At 41.9% G+C, this 21,681-nt stretch carries 14 protein-coding genes and 2 pseudogenes; 6 read left to right on the forward strand and 10 right to left on the reverse strand.

Annotation, left to right across the window (positions count from 1 at the left end; genetic code table 11):
• Nucleotides 1-122: 122 nt before the first annotated feature.
• From ACRN9H_RS18140 to ACRN9H_RS18155, 4 genes are all read right to left on the reverse strand, one after another.
• Nucleotides 123-482 carry a DNA cytosine methyltransferase gene (locus ACRN9H_RS18140; RefSeq protein WP_432315571.1) on the reverse strand — a complete coding sequence of 120 codons (360 nt, stop codon included), beginning with the start codon at nt 480-482 and terminating at the stop codon, nt 123-125.
• Between the two features lie 206 nt (nt 483-688).
• Nucleotides 689-1,939, reverse strand: coding sequence for a Y-family DNA polymerase (locus ACRN9H_RS18145; RefSeq protein ID WP_432315573.1), 1,251 nt, complete (start codon nt 1,937-1,939; stop codon nt 689-691).
• Nucleotides 1,936-2,658 carry a S24 family peptidase gene (locus ACRN9H_RS18150; RefSeq protein ID WP_254915839.1) on the reverse strand — a complete coding sequence of 241 codons (723 nt, stop codon included), beginning with the start codon at nt 2,656-2,658 and terminating at the stop codon, nt 1,936-1,938. The genes ACRN9H_RS18145 and ACRN9H_RS18150 overlap by 4 nt, the downstream gene beginning before the upstream one ends.
• Before the next feature lie 217 nt (nt 2,659-2,875).
• Entirely contained in the window at nt 2,876-3,235 is a 360-nt protein-coding gene (locus ACRN9H_RS18155; protein WP_263149255.1) for a hypothetical protein, read from the reverse strand.
• Nucleotides 3,236-3,475: 240 nt separating this feature from the next.
• On the opposite strand from ACRN9H_RS18155, the gene ACRN9H_RS18160 reads away from it, so the two are divergent.
• Complete coding sequence (locus tag ACRN9H_RS18160) at nt 3,476-4,582, forward strand: hypothetical protein (protein WP_263170113.1); 1,107 nt, start codon at nt 3,476-3,478, stop codon at nt 4,580-4,582.
• Nucleotides 4,583-4,809: 227 nt separating this feature from the next.
• Here ACRN9H_RS18160 and ACRN9H_RS18165 read toward each other — a convergent pair whose 3' ends face one another.
• Nucleotides 4,810-5,064, reverse strand: a complete 255-nt coding sequence (locus ACRN9H_RS18165) for a hypothetical protein (protein WP_432315576.1) — start codon at nt 5,062-5,064, stop codon at nt 4,810-4,812.
• Between the two features lie 118 nt (nt 5,065-5,182).
• Nucleotides 5,183-5,719, reverse strand: coding sequence for a hypothetical protein (locus tag ACRN9H_RS18170; RefSeq protein ID WP_432315577.1), 537 nt, complete (start codon nt 5,717-5,719; stop codon nt 5,183-5,185).
• A 645-nt stretch (nt 5,720-6,364) separates the two neighbouring features.
• Here ACRN9H_RS18170 and ACRN9H_RS18175 point away from each other — a divergent pair.
• A complete protein-coding gene (locus tag ACRN9H_RS18175) occupies nt 6,365-8,026 on the forward strand; it encodes an ATP-dependent nuclease (RefSeq protein WP_432315579.1) in 1,662 nt (553 codons plus the stop codon).
• A complete protein-coding gene (locus tag ACRN9H_RS18180) occupies nt 8,019-9,176 on the forward strand; it encodes a UvrD-helicase domain-containing protein (RefSeq protein ID WP_432315581.1) in 1,158 nt (385 codons plus the stop codon). The genes ACRN9H_RS18175 and ACRN9H_RS18180 overlap by 8 nt, the downstream gene beginning before the upstream one ends.
• A 776-nt stretch (nt 9,177-9,952) precedes the next feature.
• Here the strand turns inward: ACRN9H_RS18180 and ACRN9H_RS18185 are convergent.
• A protein-coding gene (locus ACRN9H_RS18185) for an IS3 family transposase (RefSeq protein WP_432315583.1) occupies nt 9,953-11,136 on the reverse strand; the annotation gives its coding sequence in 2 pieces (ribosomal slippage) (nt 9,953-10,878 and nt 10,878-11,136; 1,185 coding nt in all).
• A 620-nt stretch (nt 11,137-11,756) separates the two neighbouring features.
• Between ACRN9H_RS18185 and ACRN9H_RS18190 the strand changes: the two genes are divergently transcribed.
• Genes ACRN9H_RS18190 through ACRN9H_RS18200 form a run of 3 tightly spaced genes read left to right on the forward strand, consistent with a single transcriptional unit; the run spans nt 11,757 to nt 16,247 of the window.
• Entirely contained in the window at nt 11,757-14,615 is a 2,859-nt protein-coding gene (locus ACRN9H_RS18190) for a hypothetical protein (protein WP_432315585.1), read from the forward strand.
• Between the two features lie 19 nt (nt 14,616-14,634).
• Nucleotides 14,635-15,069, forward strand: a complete 435-nt coding sequence (locus ACRN9H_RS18195) for a hypothetical protein (RefSeq protein WP_432315587.1) — start codon at nt 14,635-14,637, stop codon at nt 15,067-15,069.
• A complete protein-coding gene (locus tag ACRN9H_RS18200) occupies nt 15,066-16,247 on the forward strand; it encodes a nucleoside phosphorylase (protein WP_432315589.1) in 1,182 nt (393 codons plus the stop codon). Before ACRN9H_RS18195 ends, ACRN9H_RS18200 begins: the two co-directional genes overlap by 4 nt.
• Before the next feature lie 332 nt (nt 16,248-16,579).
• Here the strand turns inward: ACRN9H_RS18200 and ACRN9H_RS18205 are convergent, their stop codons facing one another.
• From ACRN9H_RS18205 to ACRN9H_RS18215, 3 genes and pseudogenes are all read right to left on the reverse strand, one after another.
• Entirely contained in the window at nt 16,580-19,426 is a 2,847-nt protein-coding gene (locus ACRN9H_RS18205; RefSeq protein WP_432315591.1) for a UvrD-helicase domain-containing protein, read from the reverse strand.
• Between the two features lie 60 nt (nt 19,427-19,486).
• Nucleotides 19,487-20,017 (reverse strand): annotated as a pseudogene (locus ACRN9H_RS18210) (endonuclease); the annotation flags it as partial.
• 6 nt (nt 20,018-20,023) lie between these two features.
• Nucleotides 20,024-21,225, reverse strand: a pseudogene (locus ACRN9H_RS18215) (IS3 family transposase).
• Between the last annotated feature and the right edge of the window lie 456 nt (nt 21,226-21,681).

The following is a 21,681-nucleotide window of genomic DNA, read 5'->3' on the forward strand; positions in this document are numbered from 1 at the left end:
AGGATATTGGCTTCGCGCATCTTGTTGTCCAAGTGTAGTTTTTGGCGAAACCATTTGATCATGCAACAAGATGCGCTTCCACCCTAATTTGATGATTTATTTGTAAATCATCAGGGGATTCTTCAGGACCTAGCGCTTCCATAAGCAGCATCAAGAAACACCTCACCAAACTGTTTCCGTCCATTAGTGACTCTTTTCTGTGTTGCTAACACACGATTAGAAATATGGTCCCACTTGTACGTTCCCGCTGCTCGACTGTGTCCCTGACAACAAGGGGAAGCAAGCAAAATATCGTGTTCTGGTACTAACGACCAGTCTGCTTGATGCAGATCTTGACACTTATGTGCGACCTCTGGATGATTTAGCTCATGATATTTAACTACTAACGGGTTGTGATTAGCCGCCCACAACATGCGTAGTCCAGCCATCTTTCCGCCGGTTGTATTCCCCCCAGCTCCAGCAAATAGGTCTATTCCCCGCATGGCTTCACCCGGTTAAATCTACGGAGTGCTTCTTTCGCTCTCTTCTTACAAGTCTCCCAGGATAGCCGTTTATCTTTTTTTCGATAATCTTTGGCCAAAGACTCAATTTGCAACTCTAAATCTGATTTTAACCGCATGATGCTCTCCTAAATTCGTTGAGAGTAATCATCACACAAGCTTTAAATGAGGCAAATTTTACTACGTTGCTAACAGTGAATGGTTGGAATTTCATTCCAATTTGTTAGATAAGATGGACTCAAGAACGCTCGCCGCATCTGCCATTTTTTCTCAATGCCATTGGCAGCGACGAACACGGCACCTTTGCCCATTTGCTCGTTTAATCTGTCCATGACTGACATCAACGCTGGTTTTCCCAGGTTGTCGTTGAACATATCGAGCTGCAAGCCTGGTTCTATATCTAATAGCCCTACCCCAACGCGATAGTACGGCACTGCGGCATAAAATGACTCAACCGCAGAGGTAATTTGCTGACTGATAATCATGCTGTCACTGGTGGGAGCTGGTAAATGAATTGTCCGACTGAAACCACTAACACCATGCTTGTCATACGCGGATGTTTGAGCAAAAAATACCAAGCAACGTGCTACCGATTTTTGACCCCTTAGCTTTCGAGCCGCTTCACACGCATGGAATGACAACGCCTCTTTTAACCCCTCTATCGTCGTTATTCGCTGGCCAACTGAGCGTGTGGAGAATATCTGTCGCTTATTAACGGGCATATCGTCCCAGTTAAACGCCTTTGTCCCATTCAATTCGAAAATTGTTCTTTCGATGTTAACGCCAAACATTTTCCTCGCGGTCTTAGTCTTCATTTGGGCCAACTGCAGCGCAGTATGAATCCCCATCGAACTTAGCCGCTGACCAATTCGTTTACCCACTCCCCACACATCGGTAGTCAACATCGCCCCTAAGATGGCTTCGCGATTGTGCGCTTTAATCACGCAAACACCGCGATAGCCTAAGCGCTTCGCTGCATGATTTGCGGCTTTCGCCAGCGTTAAGGTATCCCCTAGCCCGACACCAATAGGCAATCGGACCTCGCGCCACACATCATGCCTTAGCTTGCGGCCTAATATTGAGAGGTTCTGTGGTGTGTCATCATTCCCAAATTCAGCAAAAATCTCGTCTATCGAATAGGGAAAATACGAAAAACACTCTCTCGATGCGACTTTCATAAACTGAGAGCTGATTTCTGAATACAAGGCGTAATTGCTCGAGCAAACAACCACGCCATTCGCCCTACAGAACTCAGCAACTTGAAAGTAAGGCGTGAATTTTTTAAGCCCCAACGCAGCCGCTTCAGGGCTTAACGTCACTGTCATGCCGTCATTGTTCGAGACCACAATTAGAGGCTTACCACGATACTGCGGGTTAAAAATCTGTTCGCATGAGCTGTAAAACTTATTCCCATCGCATAACGCTATTATGCTGCTCATACCAATAAACTCGGTTGTTTCAATAATCTAATGGATGCTGGCACAACCCCTTCGCACCAGAAGCGGTCATCAAGCCTAATTGATACCGGCTCAAAATCGTCATTAGCCGATAACAACCTGCTATTGGATAGATCTAAGACTTTACAAACAAATTCCTCGTTATACATGGCTATGATGACATCGCCGGAACTTGGAGTTAGTTGACGTGACACTATCAGGATGTCACCGGAGTGGATGCCCACCCCCGTCATAGACTCCCCTCTTGCACGGCCCACAAACGTCGATTCAACCAGAAGGTCATCGAGGCTTTTCAACACTAGAGGATCGCGCTTGCGTCGATGAAAGCGCACTGCACAAATGGCCACGCCCTGAATCTCTATCCCGTCTGTGACTGATATTTCGGAATAATGAGCATTGGTATTGGCATGAAGTTGATGATGGTCATGGTCATCGTCTAGCTGCCGACAAACGGTTTCGCCGTGCACCAGCGCCAAAACGACATCTCCCCGCGTCGCAGTCAATGACTTATCAACGACAAGTAGATCTCCGGTAAATAGCCCAAGACCCGTCATAGCGTCGTCGGTAACCTCTGCAAATACCGTTGCTGATGGGTGTGAGACAATAAGATTATTGAGGCTTAGCGCCTTCTCTTGGTATCCAGCGGCTGGACTCTCAAACCCATGTATTCCTGCCGATGCTAAGCCAATTATGACGTTCATAGGACAAATCACAAATACTGTACATTAATACAGTATAGCTAATTATTGAAACATCGAAAATCCCGAAGATGATTTTTTGCGTAAAGAATACATGGAGGGAACAAATATTAAAAAGATAAGCACTCCATTACAGGGTTAGAAACTACTGCTTGGAAGTTGGGCCTACTACCATCGGGGTTGTAGGTCTCACTGTTTTGAAGAGTATTAGACAGGTGATTTATCGCGTGTAAGTCTCAAACACTCGGTCAATATCCAGCTTGAACGCATCAAGGTCAGGCATTTCTCCAGTATGCTCTACATACCCCCAGAAGAACTCAGCCAGCTCAGCCACAACGTCGAATACCGCAAGCCCTGAGAACGCTTTACCCTCGGCATAGAGATCTTCACCTTTTAGCCAAAACGCTTCAGACAGCGCAAACAGCTCCATCACAAAGTCATCTTCCCCCATCCCCAACACATCACCAATGACTTGCTCGTTGGGGCTCGTCGTCAACACGGCATTGGTCAGATAGTAGTGGTACATAGCGACCTCTGCATGGTTGCACGGTGCAGTTGGCGTAGTTGCTAGTTCGGTCATTTTTTCTGTCCCATTCAGTTGATGTAGGAACATTCTATTACGGCGGCCGATTCTGGCAAATTTCAGGATTTACCCTTCTATATCAGCACCATACAAGACATGAATGACGCAAATCACCACGGGAAACGGGAAACGATGTTTCCGTAAAAACATCGTTTCCATTGCAGAGTGTTGAATAACTGGCTACACTGGGATTTATCGATGTAAGTCATTAACTTTGAAGATGTTTGAGGCAAGCAAATGGAACAATTGGCAGTGAAACCGAAGGCAACTCTTGAGGAAGTGACTAAGCTCGCGAATGAAATGCTTAAAAACGGTGTCGAGCCAACGACACGTAACTTGAGCGTTCATCTGCAGGGCAGAACATCGTCGATCCAAGGGTTCTTGATTGAGTACAAAAATAATCTTGAGCATAGAAAAAATGCTATCGCGGAAGAGGTTGGAAGCCTTGCCGTAGCTAAGTTGCTGTCTCAAGAACTGTTGCTCATGATTGACCGTCGTAACGAATCGCTGACCGAGCAAGTTGCCCAGTTGACGCGAAACCTTGATGAAACGCTATCGCTGTTAAGTGACAGTGAAGATAAGTTAGAAAGCGTCTTGAATACTACGGCGGCTCAAGTTGCGGAGATTGAAACCAGCACCGCAGCCAAGGTCGAAAAGGCCCAATCTGCTGTAAGCCTGATAGAGCAACAACTGCGAGAGTTAAAGGCCACCAGCGAAAAGGCCATTGATGACGCAAGAAATCACGCAAAAGCCGAAGTATTAAAAGCAGAAGCATTAGTAGACGCAGCGAATGGGCGCGTTGCACAAGCAGAGACCGAATTAAGGGCATCTCGAGAGCAAATTAAATTACTCAGCATCGATGTTGCGAAGCGTGAACTAGAACAGCGAGAGTTAGAGCAAGCGAAGGCCACCATTGCAACTCTGCAGGCCACACTATCAAAGCAGCAAGACCAGATCTCATACACCACAGCGAACCTTGAGCGATTGACGCAGGACCGAACAGAATTAAAGGCTACAGAAGCCAAGCTAGGTAAGACTGCGGAAAATTTAACGGCAACCTTAGTATCGGTGCGCAATGAATTAGCAGACTCTCGAGCAAAACTAGCCGAGGTTAATGCAGAAAAGTTGGCATTTGAGCGTGATACGCAAAGACTTAATACAGATCTCAATAGTTATCGTCAGCAAGCAAACCAACTCGGAAGCCTCCAAGCTGAGCTTATTAGCGTCGAAAAACAACTGAATCAGGTGAAATTAGATCTATCTCAATCAGAGCGTGAACGGGAGATATTATCCCAAGCTCTAGCTGCCAACCGTGTGGCGGGCAGTCAGACCGAGAAAAAATAAGATATTTCGAAGGATGTTCGTGTTGGAGAGGAATAACTTTCATACTCCTTGTGGCTTACTTCTGGACAAAAACGAGCTAGATTCCTAAATCTAATTCGTGGGTTTCGGATTAAAATTTCTGTGGATTAACGCCTACTTTAGCGGAAAAATATAGTTGGCTATAATGTGAACGGAGTGAAACAGCCAACTGTACTTTTTCCGTTTGAAGTTCTTGTTAAGTGCTTGAATTATTTGATGTTACTGTTTATTTTCATAATAAATTCTTCAGTAACTTTAAAACCACCATTAATTTCAGAGTCCCTACATATTCCTCCAATACCTATTGTATTTAAAGCTACATCATACTGAGGTACGTGAGCTTCAAACTGTGCAATATCATCCTGACTCAAAATTTGTGAATACTTAGGGTTATTTTTGAGGTTATCAATAAGTAGCTCCAAATCTTCTTTTATTTTACTCACTTGATTATACGAATATTGCATTACTCTCATCCTTAGATTGTATAGATAATTTTGATAAAACCACTTGGCACCTAACGTTTGGTTCAGGGGCGGGCTTTAGCCCGTCCCAGAGAGCGAAGCGAACGGTTTGAACCAGTTGTTATGTTTTCACTGCTCGGTAAGATTTGTTGAGCGATGAGTACAACTGCTCTCTGGCCTCCAAGATTTTGGTACGCCAAGCTTCTAACTCTGAGCTTTGCATTTCCTCGTTGTTTCTAGATGCATAGCGATAAAATTCACTAATTAGCGTGCCATATTCTCGAAGCTTCTTTTGCTGCTCTACACAGCCGATTAGTAAAAGTCTTCCTTCGCTATTTGTTAGCCCTTTGAAGAGATTGAAGACATCGCCTCTTAACTCGATTATGGAATTTGTCTTTTCTTTTGAGGCTTGCACGCCTTTCTCATTGTTTTTGGCCCATTCCAAAATGTATGACCAATATTTTAATAAGGCATGTGTTAGTTCTTCGATGCTCAGGGTCACGCTCTCGAGCGTTTCTTTATTGCGCGAATAATTTTCTTTTTCGAGACTTTTGTTGTGAGTCTGGCGGTTTATCAAGAAAGCAGAAACACCGCTTATTGCCGCGCCGAGACCTATTTTTATCGCTGTATCAGCGATTTCTATCCATGTGGTTGGCACGGTGACTCCTTGAAAACATAACGTCTTAGTATTTATGCCTTGTGCTGTTTATCCCATTAGACCAGTAAAAACGCGCACAGTTAACTATCTGTATGCAAAGAACTTATCAGCTTTTCATCAAATACACCATCTTGAAAAACGCGCATGCGCGTTTTTCAAGCCTATTAACTAACTTGGGGAAAGCATATCCACATGATTTTAAATATTTTATTAATTTTAGGCTGGAAAAACGCGCAAACTAATGAGTTTAAAAACACTCAAAAGCATCTAAATTTAAATACGACTTTATACCCATGCATTGTTAGTCGCTTTACGGTAGAGCCAAACATTAGGCAAATAGATGAGATTTTTTTAGGGCAACTCGTTCGTCAGTTTTCGATTCACTAAACAAGTGCTAGCAAACTTTGGGGCAGAATCAAGCTCACGAATTCTAGGGCTAAATATATAAAGAAGATCTGCTTTTAAGATAATTAGACTAGCAAAATAATGAGTAAGACCGCCATAATAAAATGACGCAATCAGCTTTTAGTACCTATTTCAACTGTCTGATATATATGATACTTTCCTTCTATACTGACACTATATGTGTCGCACGGTAGCGTTTTGTCACAATTGGCTTTGCTGCCACCTCAAAGGGACTTGAAAATGCTAGTAAAATCGCTTTGTTTGCACAATTTCAAAAAATTCCAAAATCAAACTTTTGACTTCAATGAGGATGTTAATACCTTCGTTGGTGATAACAACGCTGGTAAAAGCACTATTCTTGAAGCATTAGAAATCGTGCTCAACTTCCAGTATCGAGGCAGACCATTTAACAATGAGTTTTCCCCAGATCTATTTAACAACGATGCTGTAGCAGCTTTCCTTGCATCCTCGAAATCTCCTGCAGATTTACCAGTTCTGGTGATCGAGGCGTATATGAAAGACGTGCCTGATTATCGAGGCACTAACAACAGCCTGCTCAATGATGCGCAAGGGGTTCAGGTCAAAGCCAGCTTTGACCCAGATTTCACTGATGCTTACCAAGACTATCTAGACGCAGGGGCTCCGATAACCAGTATCCCAGTGGAGTTTTACAAAGTCGAATGGATGGATTTTGCTTGGAACGTCATTAAGCCAATGACCAAGAAATTCCGTGCGCTCTACATCGACCCTACTCGTATCCATCCCACCTTTGGGAAAAATCAGTACATTTCAAATGTTCTGAGTACTGCACTAAAGAAAGATGAAGGCTTTCGCCTAAGCCTTAATTATCGCGAGACTCTTCAAACGTTCAACGATACTGACGAGGTTAAGACAGTCAACAAAGAGTTGGATTCAGATAACAAGATTACGAACAAGAAACTGACCATTGCAGCCAATACGATACCAGCGGGCGCCCTCCAGAATGGTTTGCAGCTTGAGGTGGATGCGGTTCCATTTCACATGATTGGAAAAGGTGAACAGAGCAAAGTTCAGATCAAATTGGCCCTCCACAACAAATCGAAAGATATTGACCTAGTGATGATGGAGGAGCCAGAAAATCACTTATCCCACGTTGAACTGAGCAGACTTATACAAGATATCGAAGATCAGCGAAACGGTAAGCAATTGTTCATAACGACCCACAGTTCGTATGTGCTGAATAAGTTGAGCATTGATAAGATCTGCTTGCTCCATGATTCGTATAAGCGCCTGCACCTCCTAGATAAAGGAGTGGTGAAGACGCTGAAACGGCTACCTGGCTACGATACTCTGCGAGTAGCACTGTCAAAAAAAGTGGTGTTGGTAGAAGGGCCATCTGATGAATTGGTTCTCAAGAAAATTTATATGGCTAACAACGAAGGTCGCTTACCTGAGTGTGATGGAATAGATATCATAGTTGTTCGCGGTGTAGGCTTTAAAACATTCATAGAGATAGGCAAAGATATCGGTACTTCAGTGAATGTTTTGCGGGACAATGATGGCGATTACGCTAACAACGTCGCTGAAGCACGAAAGATTTACGCGGCGCACCCGAACATCAAGCTAATATCTTCTACGGACAATAATGATTTTTCACTGGAACCGGCCATGATTTCAGCAAATGCGACTTCGGAAAAAGAGCTGCTATCGTTTGCGAAAATCGTTCTCTCGACTCAAACGTACAATCTACTAGCTGTGGAGCCGACATTTGAAGACAAGCTCGCCTTTATTGTTGACTGGTTCAAGAGTGCTGACGGAGATGGTAAGGGCAAGAAAAAGGTAGACTCTGCCATCAAGTTGTTTGAGACCACCGAATCATTCAAATATCCCGCCTTTCTTGGTGAGGTACTAAACTTTGATTAACATACTGTGCATTGCTGGAGCAGGGTCAGGCAAGACCCAAAAAATAATCACAGAGTCGATTATGGAGATCGAACGTGGCGGCAAAGTACTTGTAGTGACATACACCACCAGTAATCAGCAGGAACTTCGGCGGCGCTTCTTAGAGACTTATGGCAAGCACAGTTCGCAATTCGTTGTGAAAGGTCTGTTTTCATTTTATCTAGAAGATATGGTTAGACCATTTCAGCAAGTATTGTTCACACAACGGATCGAGGGAATATTCTTCAACGAACGAAATCCTCATCTGCAGTCGGGTACAACTTACATGTTGCCTGGGCGTAAAGAGCAATTGGAAGACAAGAGCTATAACCCGAAACATTACCTGACTCCATGCAAGTCGAAGGCCCATACTGGCTTCTTGGCAAAGCTGGCGACTCGGATCGCGAAGGCCACGAAGAATTCTGCAGCGGTTCGTCTCAGCGATATTTATAGCCGAGTTTACTTCGATGAAGTACAAGACCTCGTTGGATGGGATTACGAAATACTCAAGATTCTAAATAAGGCAATGAAGTCACCGATGACCTGCGTGGGGGACTTCAGACAAACGGTGTACGATACAACGTTTGGCCAAAAAACGCCTCAAACGGCTGCTGAAAAGATTGCAGCGTTCAAATCCATGGGTTTTAAAGAGGAAGCCCTCATGCTCAATTGGCGAAGCGTTAAAGCAATATGTATGGCCGCCGATGATGTACATATGGGCGCATATGAAACGACTGTGTCAGCCGTTGATACTGTCCCACTAGAGTTCACCCATCATCTTGGAATTTTCATCGTAAAACATTCGGATATTTCAGATTACATAGACGCGTATGACCCTATGGTCCTTCGCTGGAACGTAACGTCCGGGACAAAAATGCTTCCTGATCAAGCTCGCTGCTACAACTTTGGCAGTAGCAAAGGATTGGGGTTTGATCGCGTGCTGATTCTACCCGTTGACAAGCAGATGCATTTTATCTTAGATGGTGCGACTCCTTTTCCTGTTAAAGACGAGATGGCACAGAATAAGCTGTATGTTGCTATTACGCGCGCGCGGTACAGCTTGGGGTTTATCATACCGGACAAAAAATCAGAAGGTTTACGCTTCCCTATTTGGACGAAGACAGAGGCTTGACCGTAACTTTTATATGGACATTGCGTTAGTGCAAAGGGTCTAAAAATGGATAGTGGAATTAGTAAATATATGGGTATCAATTAAAGTTTACACTGACCCCACATATCCGTGAACTCTCGCGCCGCTATTTACTATACAAAGGTATCAATCGGGCTTGTTCAACACTCAGGGTAAGGACCAGGGCTACCGCATGAACGTTTATCACACAAAAAATGTTCGATAAACACTCATGGTTTATATGAATGTTAAGCTGAAAACAGACATTGATGAGTGCAATTGAGTGTACCTTTATTGTTAAGGTCAATTATTGAACACTCATGCGCTCGCCCTGGGGTAAGGACACGGCTGCGGGCGGCCTATCCTTATTTGTATATTTAAAGCTATCCGCCGTATTCGATCTCACAAGAGCCACAATAATCAGTGCCAGCTGGTACAAACTGCTCACAACCTTTTATTCCACATTTTTCAGCAAGGGTTGGTTCTATTTCCTTTTTATAAATGTATTCTTGTTTCTTCGATAAAGGCTTATTTTCATCCCCTATTATTTGCCTAATAATTCCAGCTTCAGTTTCATTTACATTTTCCAGCTGATGTACGACCAAAATAAAGTTTGAGAAAAAATTATTGTTGTCATGAACGGTAATAACGCAATTGTTTGATAATTTATCTGAGGACGTATGTCATTTTCTGATAATAAAGTTTGATCTTTTTTAAACTCACTTTTGGACATAAATGAGTTAGAGTAAAGGGTCTAAAAATAGGTCGTGGTGAAGTGGTCAACTAAATTTGGCCACGGCTTTAGAATCTTCCCAAAACCTTCGCTCTGATTCATTTGGGCTTAATCCTGCATTATAATGATGTGGCCTGACTTGGCTGTAATAGCCAATAATATAATTAGTCACATCTTGTTTAGCTTCAATAAAACTCTTATAGCCTTGCGTTGGCACCCATTCCGTTTTTAAACTCCTGAAAAATCGCTCCATTGGCGCATTATCCCAGCAGTTACCTCGGCGACTCATGCTCTGAGTTATTTGATATTTCCACAGCCGTTGACGGTATTTAAGGCTAGTGTAATGACTGCCTTGGTCTGAGTGAAATATCAGGTTTTTAGGCTTACTCCGTGATTCAAATGCCATTTCCAGTGCTTTCACCGTTAACTCAGTATCTGGTGAAAATGACATTGCCCAACCCACCGCTTTTCTGGAAAATAAGTCCAGTACAACCGCTAAATAGCACCAGCGATTACCCGCCCAAATGTAAGTGACATCGCCACACCAGACGGTGTTTGGTTCAACCACTGCAAATTGTCGTTCGAGTATATTGGGGATAGTGACATGCTCCTTCCCAGTATTCTTGTAGTGATGTTTCGGTTGTTGGCAACTGACTAATCCTAGCTTTTTCATTAGCCTAGTTGCCCGATAACGACTTAGTGCAAAACCCCGTTCAGAAGCAATAGTGGCAATGTTTCTCGCACCCGCTGACTGGTTGCTTTGTGCATGTATCGCTTTGATTTCACATTCTAAACGTCGCTGCTCTGACGTCACAATATGCTCATGACTCACCCAATAACGGTAACTACTGCGGTTCACACTAAATGCATGGCATAACACTGAAATAGGATATTTACTGCTCTCATTGAGCTTCTCGATTATCGAGAATTGTTCAGCGAGTCCGACATCAAGAGAGCTGTAGCCTTTTTTAGGATTTCTTTCTCGAGGTTAATACGCTCAATTTCTCGTTTAAGTGCCCTAATCTCAATCTGCTCAGGCGTCATGGGTGAGGCTTTAGGAGCAAGCCCTTTGCGTTCAACCTGAAGTTGCGTTACCCACTTACTGACCGTTGATTTACCCACGTTCATGGCTTTGGCAGCCGCTTCTTGTGTATAGCCCTGGTCAATGACTAATTGGGCAGTTTCGAGTTTAATCGCTGCGCTATATCGAGCACGTTTACTTTTATTCATTTTGTCACCTAAATTCGCTATGAATGAGATCATAACATTTCTTATTAGGTGGCCAAATTCACTATGCCACTTCATGGGATTAAGAAATGTATGGCAAACTGGATAAGGACGCTAGTTCACGCGGCCTTTCCTTATCTGTTAAATGAATCATAACGCTAACGTTAAACGAGAACGCCACATATACTGTTCAAGATTTCCCAACTGATCAAATACTTGGGCATATATATAGTCTATAGGAAGCACTTCGGTTTCTGATTTGTAATACCAATTTGTCTAGGTAGAGGCAATGAATAACTGGCACCATCAACGTTAACCAATATGCTTTTTAGAGAAAGAATATTACTTACACCATGGGATTCACTCGCTAACCCGTCCATGGGTCGAACGGGCGCGGAGCTTAAGACAAAAATCATAGTTACAATCTTGCCGATTGTAAGATGTTTTACATCCCAAACCGACTTTCTGGTTTTAATGTATAAGTAGGGGCACTATAATGCTGAAAAACTAATTGTTTTTCAGCATTATAGTGTGTGCAAACTGAACTTAAATCAAACAATATGCCCCTATGCAGAAAAACAGCTAACTCTCTTAAATCAAGTCGCACTAATTAAGGATTAATGATGTACAGGGATGAATATTTAAAACTATTCGACTTAAGAACGAGAAACAAAATTAGAGCTATACTAAGTGATGAAAGTACTCATACAATCAATCGCTTGGATAAATTGAGAACTAAACTTGGAAAGTCGCAAATCGCTGCTCTCGATGCTATTTTAAACAGTTCTGCATTGACAAAGGCTATAAAAGTTTCAACACCGTTTCCGAAAAAACCACCATTTTTTGATAACATTCAAGAATATCGTGAGACCGGTTTATATGAAATACTAAACGTTATTGAAAGTAGTGCGAGTAAGCATAAAGATAGGCTTATTCGACTCGCTAGTTCTTTGCAGCAAATTGACGAACAATATGCTGCAAAGAACTTCAGTATTTGTCTAGATACAATCTTCCGTACATTGGAAGAAGATGGCTGGAGTCACGCGTTATTGAGACGTATTATTCTTATCCGTGAAAATATTGGGCGGGATTGTATTGACGAACGAATTGAGAACCTTGTTCTACGGGCCGGCATTAAAGGAATTGTGGTTTCATCGTTAATCCACTCCTATGCGAAAGATCAGAACATTCTGATGAGTAAGAGGTCTGTCTTAAATATCTCTGATCGTGGTGCTCTTAATAACTATACCCGTACGTTATCCAAACTAAGTGTTCAACCGTCAGCATCCTCAACCCAAGATTTGGGGTGTTTTCTTAGGGAAGTCCTGAAGTGTTCACTGATCGACGCTGTTATTTTAGCTAAATTCAATTGCCATTTATTTAATATTAGTGATTTTCCCGCAATCTCAGAAATCACAAAGGTTCTCGGTCGGCCTGAGCTCTTCGAGTCTTTAGTCGAGACCTATGATTTCACAAGTAGTGAAGGTGAATACGTCTTCTTTAAACAATCCAGCGCGTGGCTAGAGTATGAGGCAATTCGAGAATATCGAGTTCTGATAGATAACTATTACGATGCATCCCATGAACAAGCGACCGTATTGCATGCAGATCTAGAAAAAACTCTACAGGCTTGGGTGGGGAAGGTAACTCCGCATGACTTGGTGAGTTGTTCGCAGTTCACTAAACATGATTATTCTGCGTTGGCAAAGTTGGAGGCTTCGGGTACTGTCACGAGATCAGCGCTATTTAACTATTGGCTGATTGACTCTGAAGGGCAGATTGGTTTCGAAAAGGAGGACTTATTCACTCTTATGGGATTGACTCGTGACTTAGCGCGGACCATCCCTATTCATGCAGTGCGCACCGCTGCAAAGCTTTCAAAGGACGAACTAGTAAAGTTAATTCTCTTATTACTGTTAGCCAAACGAAGTAAAAATGAACTTGATAGCTTCCAACTGAGAAAGCTACTGGAAGATATTGCTTTTAAGTATCATGGTGGTTCATTGGTTGAGCTTGTAAAAGCCTACGAAGTATCGCATCCATATGTCGCTGAGTATATATATGATATCGCAACTGAAGACTTCTTGGCGAAGTTAACAAAACTAGCTCCACATCGTGCTGACATTCCTGAAATTCGAGCATCACTACATGAATGGATGGCTGGGTTTGCTGGTGATGAATACTTTCTTCAACGCGCTCGTGCGGTAAGAATTGATCATCAAATTAACAGAGTTCGAAATGAGATTGATGATCATAGGATTTATGTGGATCCAATGCGCTTCACGTCGTGGATTGAAGATGAGATGATGATTGAGTTAAATAGCGCATTATCGTCAACTGGGTCTGGTAAAAAAGGAGTATCAGTGACTTGTGACGAGACTATTCTTTCGATGGTCATGACTCAAAGCTATAACGCATTTTGCTCAAATGCTGTTTTTGGTATTGCGTCATATATCGGTCGTAGAATCCGTCACGGAACTTTTCATGGTCACGTTTACTCTAGTGTTATCAATGGCATAGAAAAAGATGTTAAGTTTAAAAAATTGTTTCTCAATCCTCAATTTGTAACTAAATGGGTTTTTTGGAAGGAAGTATACAACAATGCTGTTGAAAAAATCATTGCTGAGCGCTTACATGTTAATTCGAAAGCAAAACCACTTGGGCTTTTGACTCCAGAAGTATTTACTCCGAGTAAACAACACGTGCGGGCGGCCGCAGTATCGAGCATTGGGAACGACTACGCCGAAACAAGTTCCACAGCTGATATTTGTCCATTGATTATCGATTATTCTTGGCGACTTGCGGAATTGGACTTAGTTGAGGTAATTCGCTTCTTGAAAGCACAGCAGGCTCCGTTGAAAAATGAAAAGTTTCTCGATCAAGAGTTGATGCCTATAGCAATAGCTGTTGACAGGAGACTTGCTGAAATTTTTCGGCGAGAACTAGAGCTATCTATCGACAGAAAACTATCAACGATGCTCGGATGGTTCAAACGCCCGTCAATAATCGCCCCTAAAGCATTGGTTTCACTAATTTTTGCTGCAACAGTTGCAGAGGTTAAGGATACAATTCCCGATTTCGACCCCCAAGATGCAGATAGTAGTAGTGAAGAAATCGAGCTTGTCGGAAATTTTTATCATCTTATTTACGATGCTCTCGCAATAGTGGTTGGGAATGCGGCTAAATACGCAGATCGTCACAGTCCACTAAAAAGAAAGTTTGAAATATTACCAGGTAAAGAGAAGCGTCTAATCATTGAAATGAGCTCTTCAATCAAACCAACTGATGACCCACTCTTAGTCTCAGAAAATATAGAAACCCACAAAAAATCCGGTTTCCTAGATGCAAATTTATACGATAAAAAAAGTGGAATATCAAAGCTACTGCTTTTAGCTAGTAATCGGAAAGACTTTGAATTAGACCAATATGAGGTCGTGGGTAAAGAAGTTAAAGTGAGGCTTTCTTATGTTCTTGAGCACTAATAAAATAAAATGTCTGATTGTGGAAGACGATGAATTCAAGATGGAAGGAATCCGTTCACATCTGAATGATATTTTTCAGGACAGAGTTGAAATAAGTGAATGTCATGCACTTGGATCTGCAACAGTATTGTTGGCATCACAAAAATTTGACTTAGCAATCATTGATATGTCTATACATAGCCATGAGCCTGAGGCAGGAGCAGGCTCTCCGTTTCCTTTGTCATCTGGTGGCCTAGATGTGTTGTTTGAGATTGAATATACGCAGGGTGAAACACACAGCATTATTTTGACTCAATATCCCGATATAGATATTGAGGAGGTTCCCATTCCTGTTGAGTTAGCCAAACAGGAAATACAAGATAAATTTGGTATCAAGGTCGCTGGTTGTGTTCGTTATATTGAGAATGAAGAACATTGGAAAAAAAATATTAATTTGATTTTGGAACAGTTATGAATATTTTAGTGTTAGAAGATGAGAAAACAAAGTTTGATCTGGTTGATGCCCATATCATGGAGATCGTACCTGAGGCTAAAATTCAACGAGAGAAAAACTGGCTGGACTATTCCCGTGCTGTTGCCAACACGAAGTTTGATTTAATTATCCTTGATCTCTTAGTTCCCCGTTCCTGTAAAGACAATACTGTTGAAGATCACTCTGAATCATTGGTAGAAACTACGCGGGACTATAGTAGCAAGTCTTTCAAAACCCCAGCCATAGTTTTGACTCAACATTGCCTCACTAATGGTGATTTTGTTCATGACCTGAACCAAGTTGACATTAACGTGATTTCTTTCAATGGCCATGGTCAGTGGAAGGAAGCGCTGAAAATCAAACTGATGTCAGCTCAACCAGCGAAAAAATTCGATGTAGTTATCTTATGTGCATTAGAAAAAGAGGCACAAGCATACGAGGAGCTTACTGATACTTGGGGACCAGTAAAGACTATATCAGGGTTAATGTGTCGAGAAGTTCAGATCGGGGAATACAATACGGTTATTGTCCGAGCAAGTAGGATGGGGCTAGTTACAACCGCTGTTGCTGCTGCATTCGCATTAGAACGGTTTGAGCCGAGGCTTATTTGCATGAGTGGTATCTGTGGTGGTGCTGCTGGTGAGTCAGAGATCTACGATTTATTAGTGACCCAGAGCTGCCATCAACATGACGCTGGAAAGTGGAGTACTACAGGCTTTAAATCTGAACATTATGATGTGCAACTTGATGTAGATGTGCACAATAAGTTGGTTGAGGTTGCTTCCGGTTCAGCTGTTGCGAATCTAATAGATGGTTTAAATTCGTCAGTGTTGGAAGTACCGAGTGGCAAGGAACGGATAAGTTGTAAGGTTGTAACTGATGCAATCACAAGTAGTGGGAGCGCGGTCATTGCGGAGGAAGGAAAAACAACTTCACTCGCTGTTGGCCAGAGAAAGTTGAATGGCTTTGATATGGAGGTCTACTCCATTTACGAGGCGGCAAGGCATGCTCGTAAGCGTACGGCATTTTTTGCCGCAAAAGCTGTTGTCGACGATGGAGATGCAAATAAAGGTGACTCCTTTCATCGAATCGGCTGCCTGCTATCTGCCAAATTTATTGTAGCTTCGATCCGAGCTGGTACGGCAGACATTTGGGAATAATAAAAAATACACAACAAGGCTAACAGTCAAATGAAAGGAGGAAAACACAGTACTCTAGCTGAAACAACCTACTTTGTTGATTTACTCCTTTCAAAAATTTAAGCATTAGAAGATAAAGCTTAGACCGACTGGAAAATGCCTTGAGAGCACTTGTAAGTATTACAAGTGCTCTCCAAAAGAATCCTAAAAATATATAACTTCAAGAGGTTTAGCTGTATGATAATAATATAGTTTGATAAAAAATTAAGGTTGTAATGAACGGTAATAACGCAATATTTTGATCAATTATCAGAGGGTAAATTTCATTTTTGATAATAAAGTTTGATCAGAAATTACATCTTCCTTATATTTCTACATTGGTCATCTTGTATCCCATAACCAGAACAGCCCCAAAAATCACCATATTTACCATTTCTAAGCTTCATCGGTCGTCCACATTTTTCACAAATCTTCATTGAATGACCACAATCCTTGTTATTACAATCACTAGACTCACGATTATCGACAGAAGGTGCTCCACACTCGTTACAAACACGCGCCTTACCTACCCTGCATCCCTTGCCTGTACTGCATGCATAGAAGCTTCCAAACTTTCCATTTAACAGCTTCAAATAACCAGTTTCGCAATTAGGGCATTTGAATATTTTACTATAACGCTCCTGGAATGTTTTCGAATGAATATTCACGTCATATTTGGGTGCTAATAATTCTGTTATGAATGCTGATGGAGAAGTTGGGTTACCGATGATATAAGACTTCTTCTTGGCTCGCGTGAGTCCAACATAGAGTAATCGCCTTTCTTCAGAATGTGGATATGCATCTAATGCCGGTAATAAAGCTTCTATTACTGCCTGGTCAATATTTTCATTTGGGAAACCTAATTTTCCTTGTGAAAAACCAATTAAAATACAGTAATCAGCTTCCAGACCTTTTGACTTATGAAAACTCCAAAGTGATATATTTTGAACTAATTGATTTTGGGCTAAAGCAGCTCTAGATTCGTTTAAAAGATAGTTATAACGTCCTATAACCGCAATACTGGCATTGTTATCTACACTTTTAATCTTTGAAACGACTTCTACGACTCTTTGATATAAACCATCTTTAACGCCGACTTTGTCATCAAGTAGATACACTTGTGAACTGTCGACCTTAGTGTGTGTTTCAATATGCTTTTTATACTGTTCAGGGTTTTCCATTATGAACTGGCCTGCAGTGTCTGCGATACTATTGTTGTACCTAAACGTTTTCTGCAGCTTTGTTTCTGTGTAGTTGCCAACAAGTTCATCAAATCGAGTGGTGAGTTCAAGTTTGCCACCAGAGAATCGATAAATAGATTGCCAGTCATCACCGACCACGGTTAAAGATGGTGTTGGTCCTCGTCCAATAATGGCTTTGACTAAATCCATACGTGCAGTCGAGATATCTTGAAATTCATCGACAAGTACATAAGTCCATTTTGGTGTGAATAAACCCTGTCCTATTGCATCGATACTTCGAATAATCATGTCATCGAAATCAATCGTGTTTTGCTCTTTAAGCTCTTGAACATAGGCTTCATGTAGAGCATTCAGTAATACAGTGTACTTCTGAGGTTGCGATATTTTGGCATGTTGAAAGCGGGCCAGCATACCATCGTAATCAAGCCGCTCAACTCTGATTGATGCTAACGCTTTTAACAATAAGTCACACCAGTTAGCTATCTTACCGGTGCTTTGAAGCTGCTCAAGCAACTGCTCACTGTTGATTGGATTAAATTTGATGCCTAAATGTTTAAGTTTCCTTTCTAAGCCAGACGTGAGCGTTTCCTCAACCCATTCATAATGGAATGTCTCAACAAGTGTAGTCCCGCATTCAATATGTAGCGCTCGTTTACTTTTCATTTCTTCGTTGTACTTAATCGCATCAATATCTGGCCTTGTGCCACCTTCTCTATCAATACCAAAATGTTCAATATAAATGTCGGTACCGTCGAGATGAAAATCTGGCGTGTAGTCAAAACCAACTTCAATTCTGCGCTTACTGACATACCTAGCTTCATAGGTATAGGGTATCCCATTCAAATGCATGAAGTTTGCAATCACCAATTCCTGGTAACCTTTCACCAATTCGTCATTTAGCGTGCGAAGTTCATTATCACGAACATACGCTTCGTACTCCGCCTGTGTCTTGATAGTAAAGGGGTCAACAGGCTCTGGGGTTAAACTGATAAAATCGACGAGACGGCTTATATCCTCAGATAAATAATTCAGCAGCCACTCTGTTACCCATTGCTTCAATTTAAGAGGGTCTTCGACAAAAATACTCATGTAAGTTGATATACGAGCATCGCGCAACACCTGTCGACCGAGTGAGTGGAACGTGGAAATGTGTGGTGTTTTATCTAAGGTGATACCCGTTTTGTTCGAACTTCTTTCTAAACGCGTTTTTAATTCGTTCGCGGCAGCTTTGTTGTATGCCAATATCAAAATTTCTTCAGGTTTTGCTAACCCTCTATCAATTAAATCCAGTGCTTTGGCAACCATCACTGATGTCTTACCGGTCCCAGCAGCCGCCAGTACCATGTTAAAGTCATCAGAGCGAAGTACACCTAAACGTTGTTCGTCAGTTAAAGGGTTCGCCTCAACGCAATCGAAAAATACTTTGCGCTTTACTAGGTGTATTGATTCGTGGTGATGCTGAAGTGCAGCATACGAAACCGGATGAAATTGAATAATCGCTTTAATCTGCTTGATTAAATCATCACTTAAAAATTGGTTCCAGGTAGCTGGGTCGCTTTTATATCCTTTACTGATTGTCGAGCAAATCTGTTGAAGCTCACGAAGGTATGCTTGTCTTGGGTATTGAGTGACAACAGCACTCTCCCATGTGGCAACCAAACTTGAAAGATAGTCAGCAAATGAAATGGCTATTTGTTTATTTAGAACGTGAGCAAAGTCTTTTGCATTCTGTTTTTTTAGGAAGTGGATTGATTGTGAGGCGTTGTTTAACGTCAATGTCAATTGACTGCCGTACCACCTTTCATTCAACTGAGCGAACTCACTGCACTGAGTTAAATCAAGTGCAGCCTGTACGCTTCTCATGTGGACGATTAACGTTGTGCGGTCAAGCTTAATGCCCTTGTATCCTAATAATCTCCCTAACGTATTCGCAGGTAAAAAATCCATTTCTTTTAGCATAGCTAGACCCAAATTAATGCAGAGCGTTTATTGATATAAATATCATCTTGGATTTGTCTTTTAGTTTACTGAAAGACATCTAGAATTGACGACTTCATTCGGATTACCCTGAAGCTTCTCGATACGCTTAGCACGTTTACATTCCCATTTAGAGACAGGATATTGTTTGTCCCAGGCCGTCATTAACTGTCTCTGCTGCTTACTCATTTTGTATTTCGAATAAGACTGTTCCATGTACATATAAGTGCGCGCAATTGTTCCTCTTGCACCTTCAGGTGGCTGGGCCTTTCTATCATCGATACGCATGTCGCAACTGCCAAAATCTGACTTCACAGATTTTGGCAGCATAGTAAAGTTGTAGTTACTACGTAGCGCATTAACTGCACCGATTGCAGGGAAAAGATTATGCATATCGGCCTGCATATACCGATACTCTATATTCATCTTCTCAGCACATTTTCTACCCTTAAATGCTTTGCCTTTGCTGCTAATACACTCTTGATGACCATTACGCCACTCACTAAATGCACGGCCAAAGTTTTCAGCTGGTACTACATGTTCCCACTCTACTTTTTTAGACCTTTTAAGGTGTAGTGGTCAACTAAATTTGGCCACGGTTTTAGAATCTTCCCAAAATCTTCGCTCTGATTCATTTGGGCTTAATCCTGCATTATAATGATGTGGCCTGACTTGGCTATAATAGCCAATAATATAATCAGTCACATCTTGTTTAGCTTCAACAAAACTCTTATAGCCTTGCGTTGGCACCCATTCCGTTTTTAAACTCCTGAAAAATCGCTCCATTGGCGCATTATCCCAGCAGTTACCTCGGCGACTCATGCTCTGGGTTATTTGATATTTCCACAGCCGTTGACGGTATTTAAGGCTAGTGTAATGACTGCCTTGGTCTGAGTGAAATATCAGGTTTTTAGGCTTACTCCGTGATTCAAATGCCATTTCCAGTGCTTTCACCGTTAACTCAGTATCTGGTGAAAATGACATTGCCCAACCCACCGCTTTTCTGGAAAATAAGTCCAGTACAACCGCTAAATAGCACCAGCGATTACCCGCCCAAATGTAAGTGACATCGCCACACCAGACGGTGTTTGGTTCAACCACTGCAAATTGTCGTTCAAGTATATTGGGGATAGCGACATGCTCCTTCCCAGCCTTCTTGTAGTGATGTTTCGGTTGTTGGCAACTGACTAATCCTAGCTTTTTCATTAGCCTAGTTGCTCGATAACGACTTAGTGCAAAACCCCGTTCAGAAGCGATAGTGGCAATGTTTCTCGCACCAGCGGACTGGTTGCTTTGCGTATGTATCGCTTTGATTTCACATTCTAAACGTCGCTGCTCTGACGTCACAATATGCTCATGACTCACCCAATAACGGTAACTACTGCGGTTCACACTAAATGCATGGCATAACACTGAAATAGGATATTTACTGCTCTCATTGAGCTTCTCGATTATCGAGAATTGTTCAGCGAGTCCGACATCAAGAGAGCGGTAGCCTCGGCGTGCCCCTTGGGTATTTTTAGGATTTCTTTCTCGAGGTTAATCCGCTCAATTTCTCGTTTAAGTGCCCTAATCTCAATCTGCTCAGGCGTCATGGGTGAGGCTTTAGGAGCAAGCCCTTTGCGTTCAACCTGAAGTTGCGTTACCCACTTACTGACCGTTGATTTACCCACGTTCATGGCTTTGGCAGCCGCTTCTTGTGTATAGCCTTGGTCAATGACTAATTGGGCAGTTTCGAGTTTAATCGCTGCGCTATATCGAGCACGTTTACTTTTATTCATTTTGTCACCTAAATTCGCTATGAATGAGATCATAACATTTCTTATTAGGTGGCCAAATTCACTATGCCACTTCATAACCCACAGTGGTTTTAATTATTTAGTTTGTGGCCAAATTAACTATTTCACTACACCACGTTAGAGACTATTGTGACATTTTACATTACACCGACCCACAAAGCATAACTATCTATTTTTAAAGAAAAAATAAACGAACAAGAACACAAGTGTCCTCCTGTATACCCGTTAGTTATTGGGGCAATAATATACAGGGGGATTTAATGTTCACACTTTATTTTCTAGGGCGCAAAGGGGCACATCGCGAGTTAGAACTTTTGATCTAGTTCTCTGTTGAAGTTCCCCATATATGCTAATATCACTATCGACAGTGAGCGAAATGGCAAAAGACAAGATCAGTCCCTGCACGCTTAAACCTTAAAAGGTTGAAGGTGCAATAAG

The sequence above is a fragment of the Shewanella sp. MF08487 genome (genome assembly GCF_050848685.1).
GTDB lineage: Bacteria > Pseudomonadota > Gammaproteobacteria > Enterobacterales > Shewanellaceae > Shewanella > Shewanella glacialipiscicola.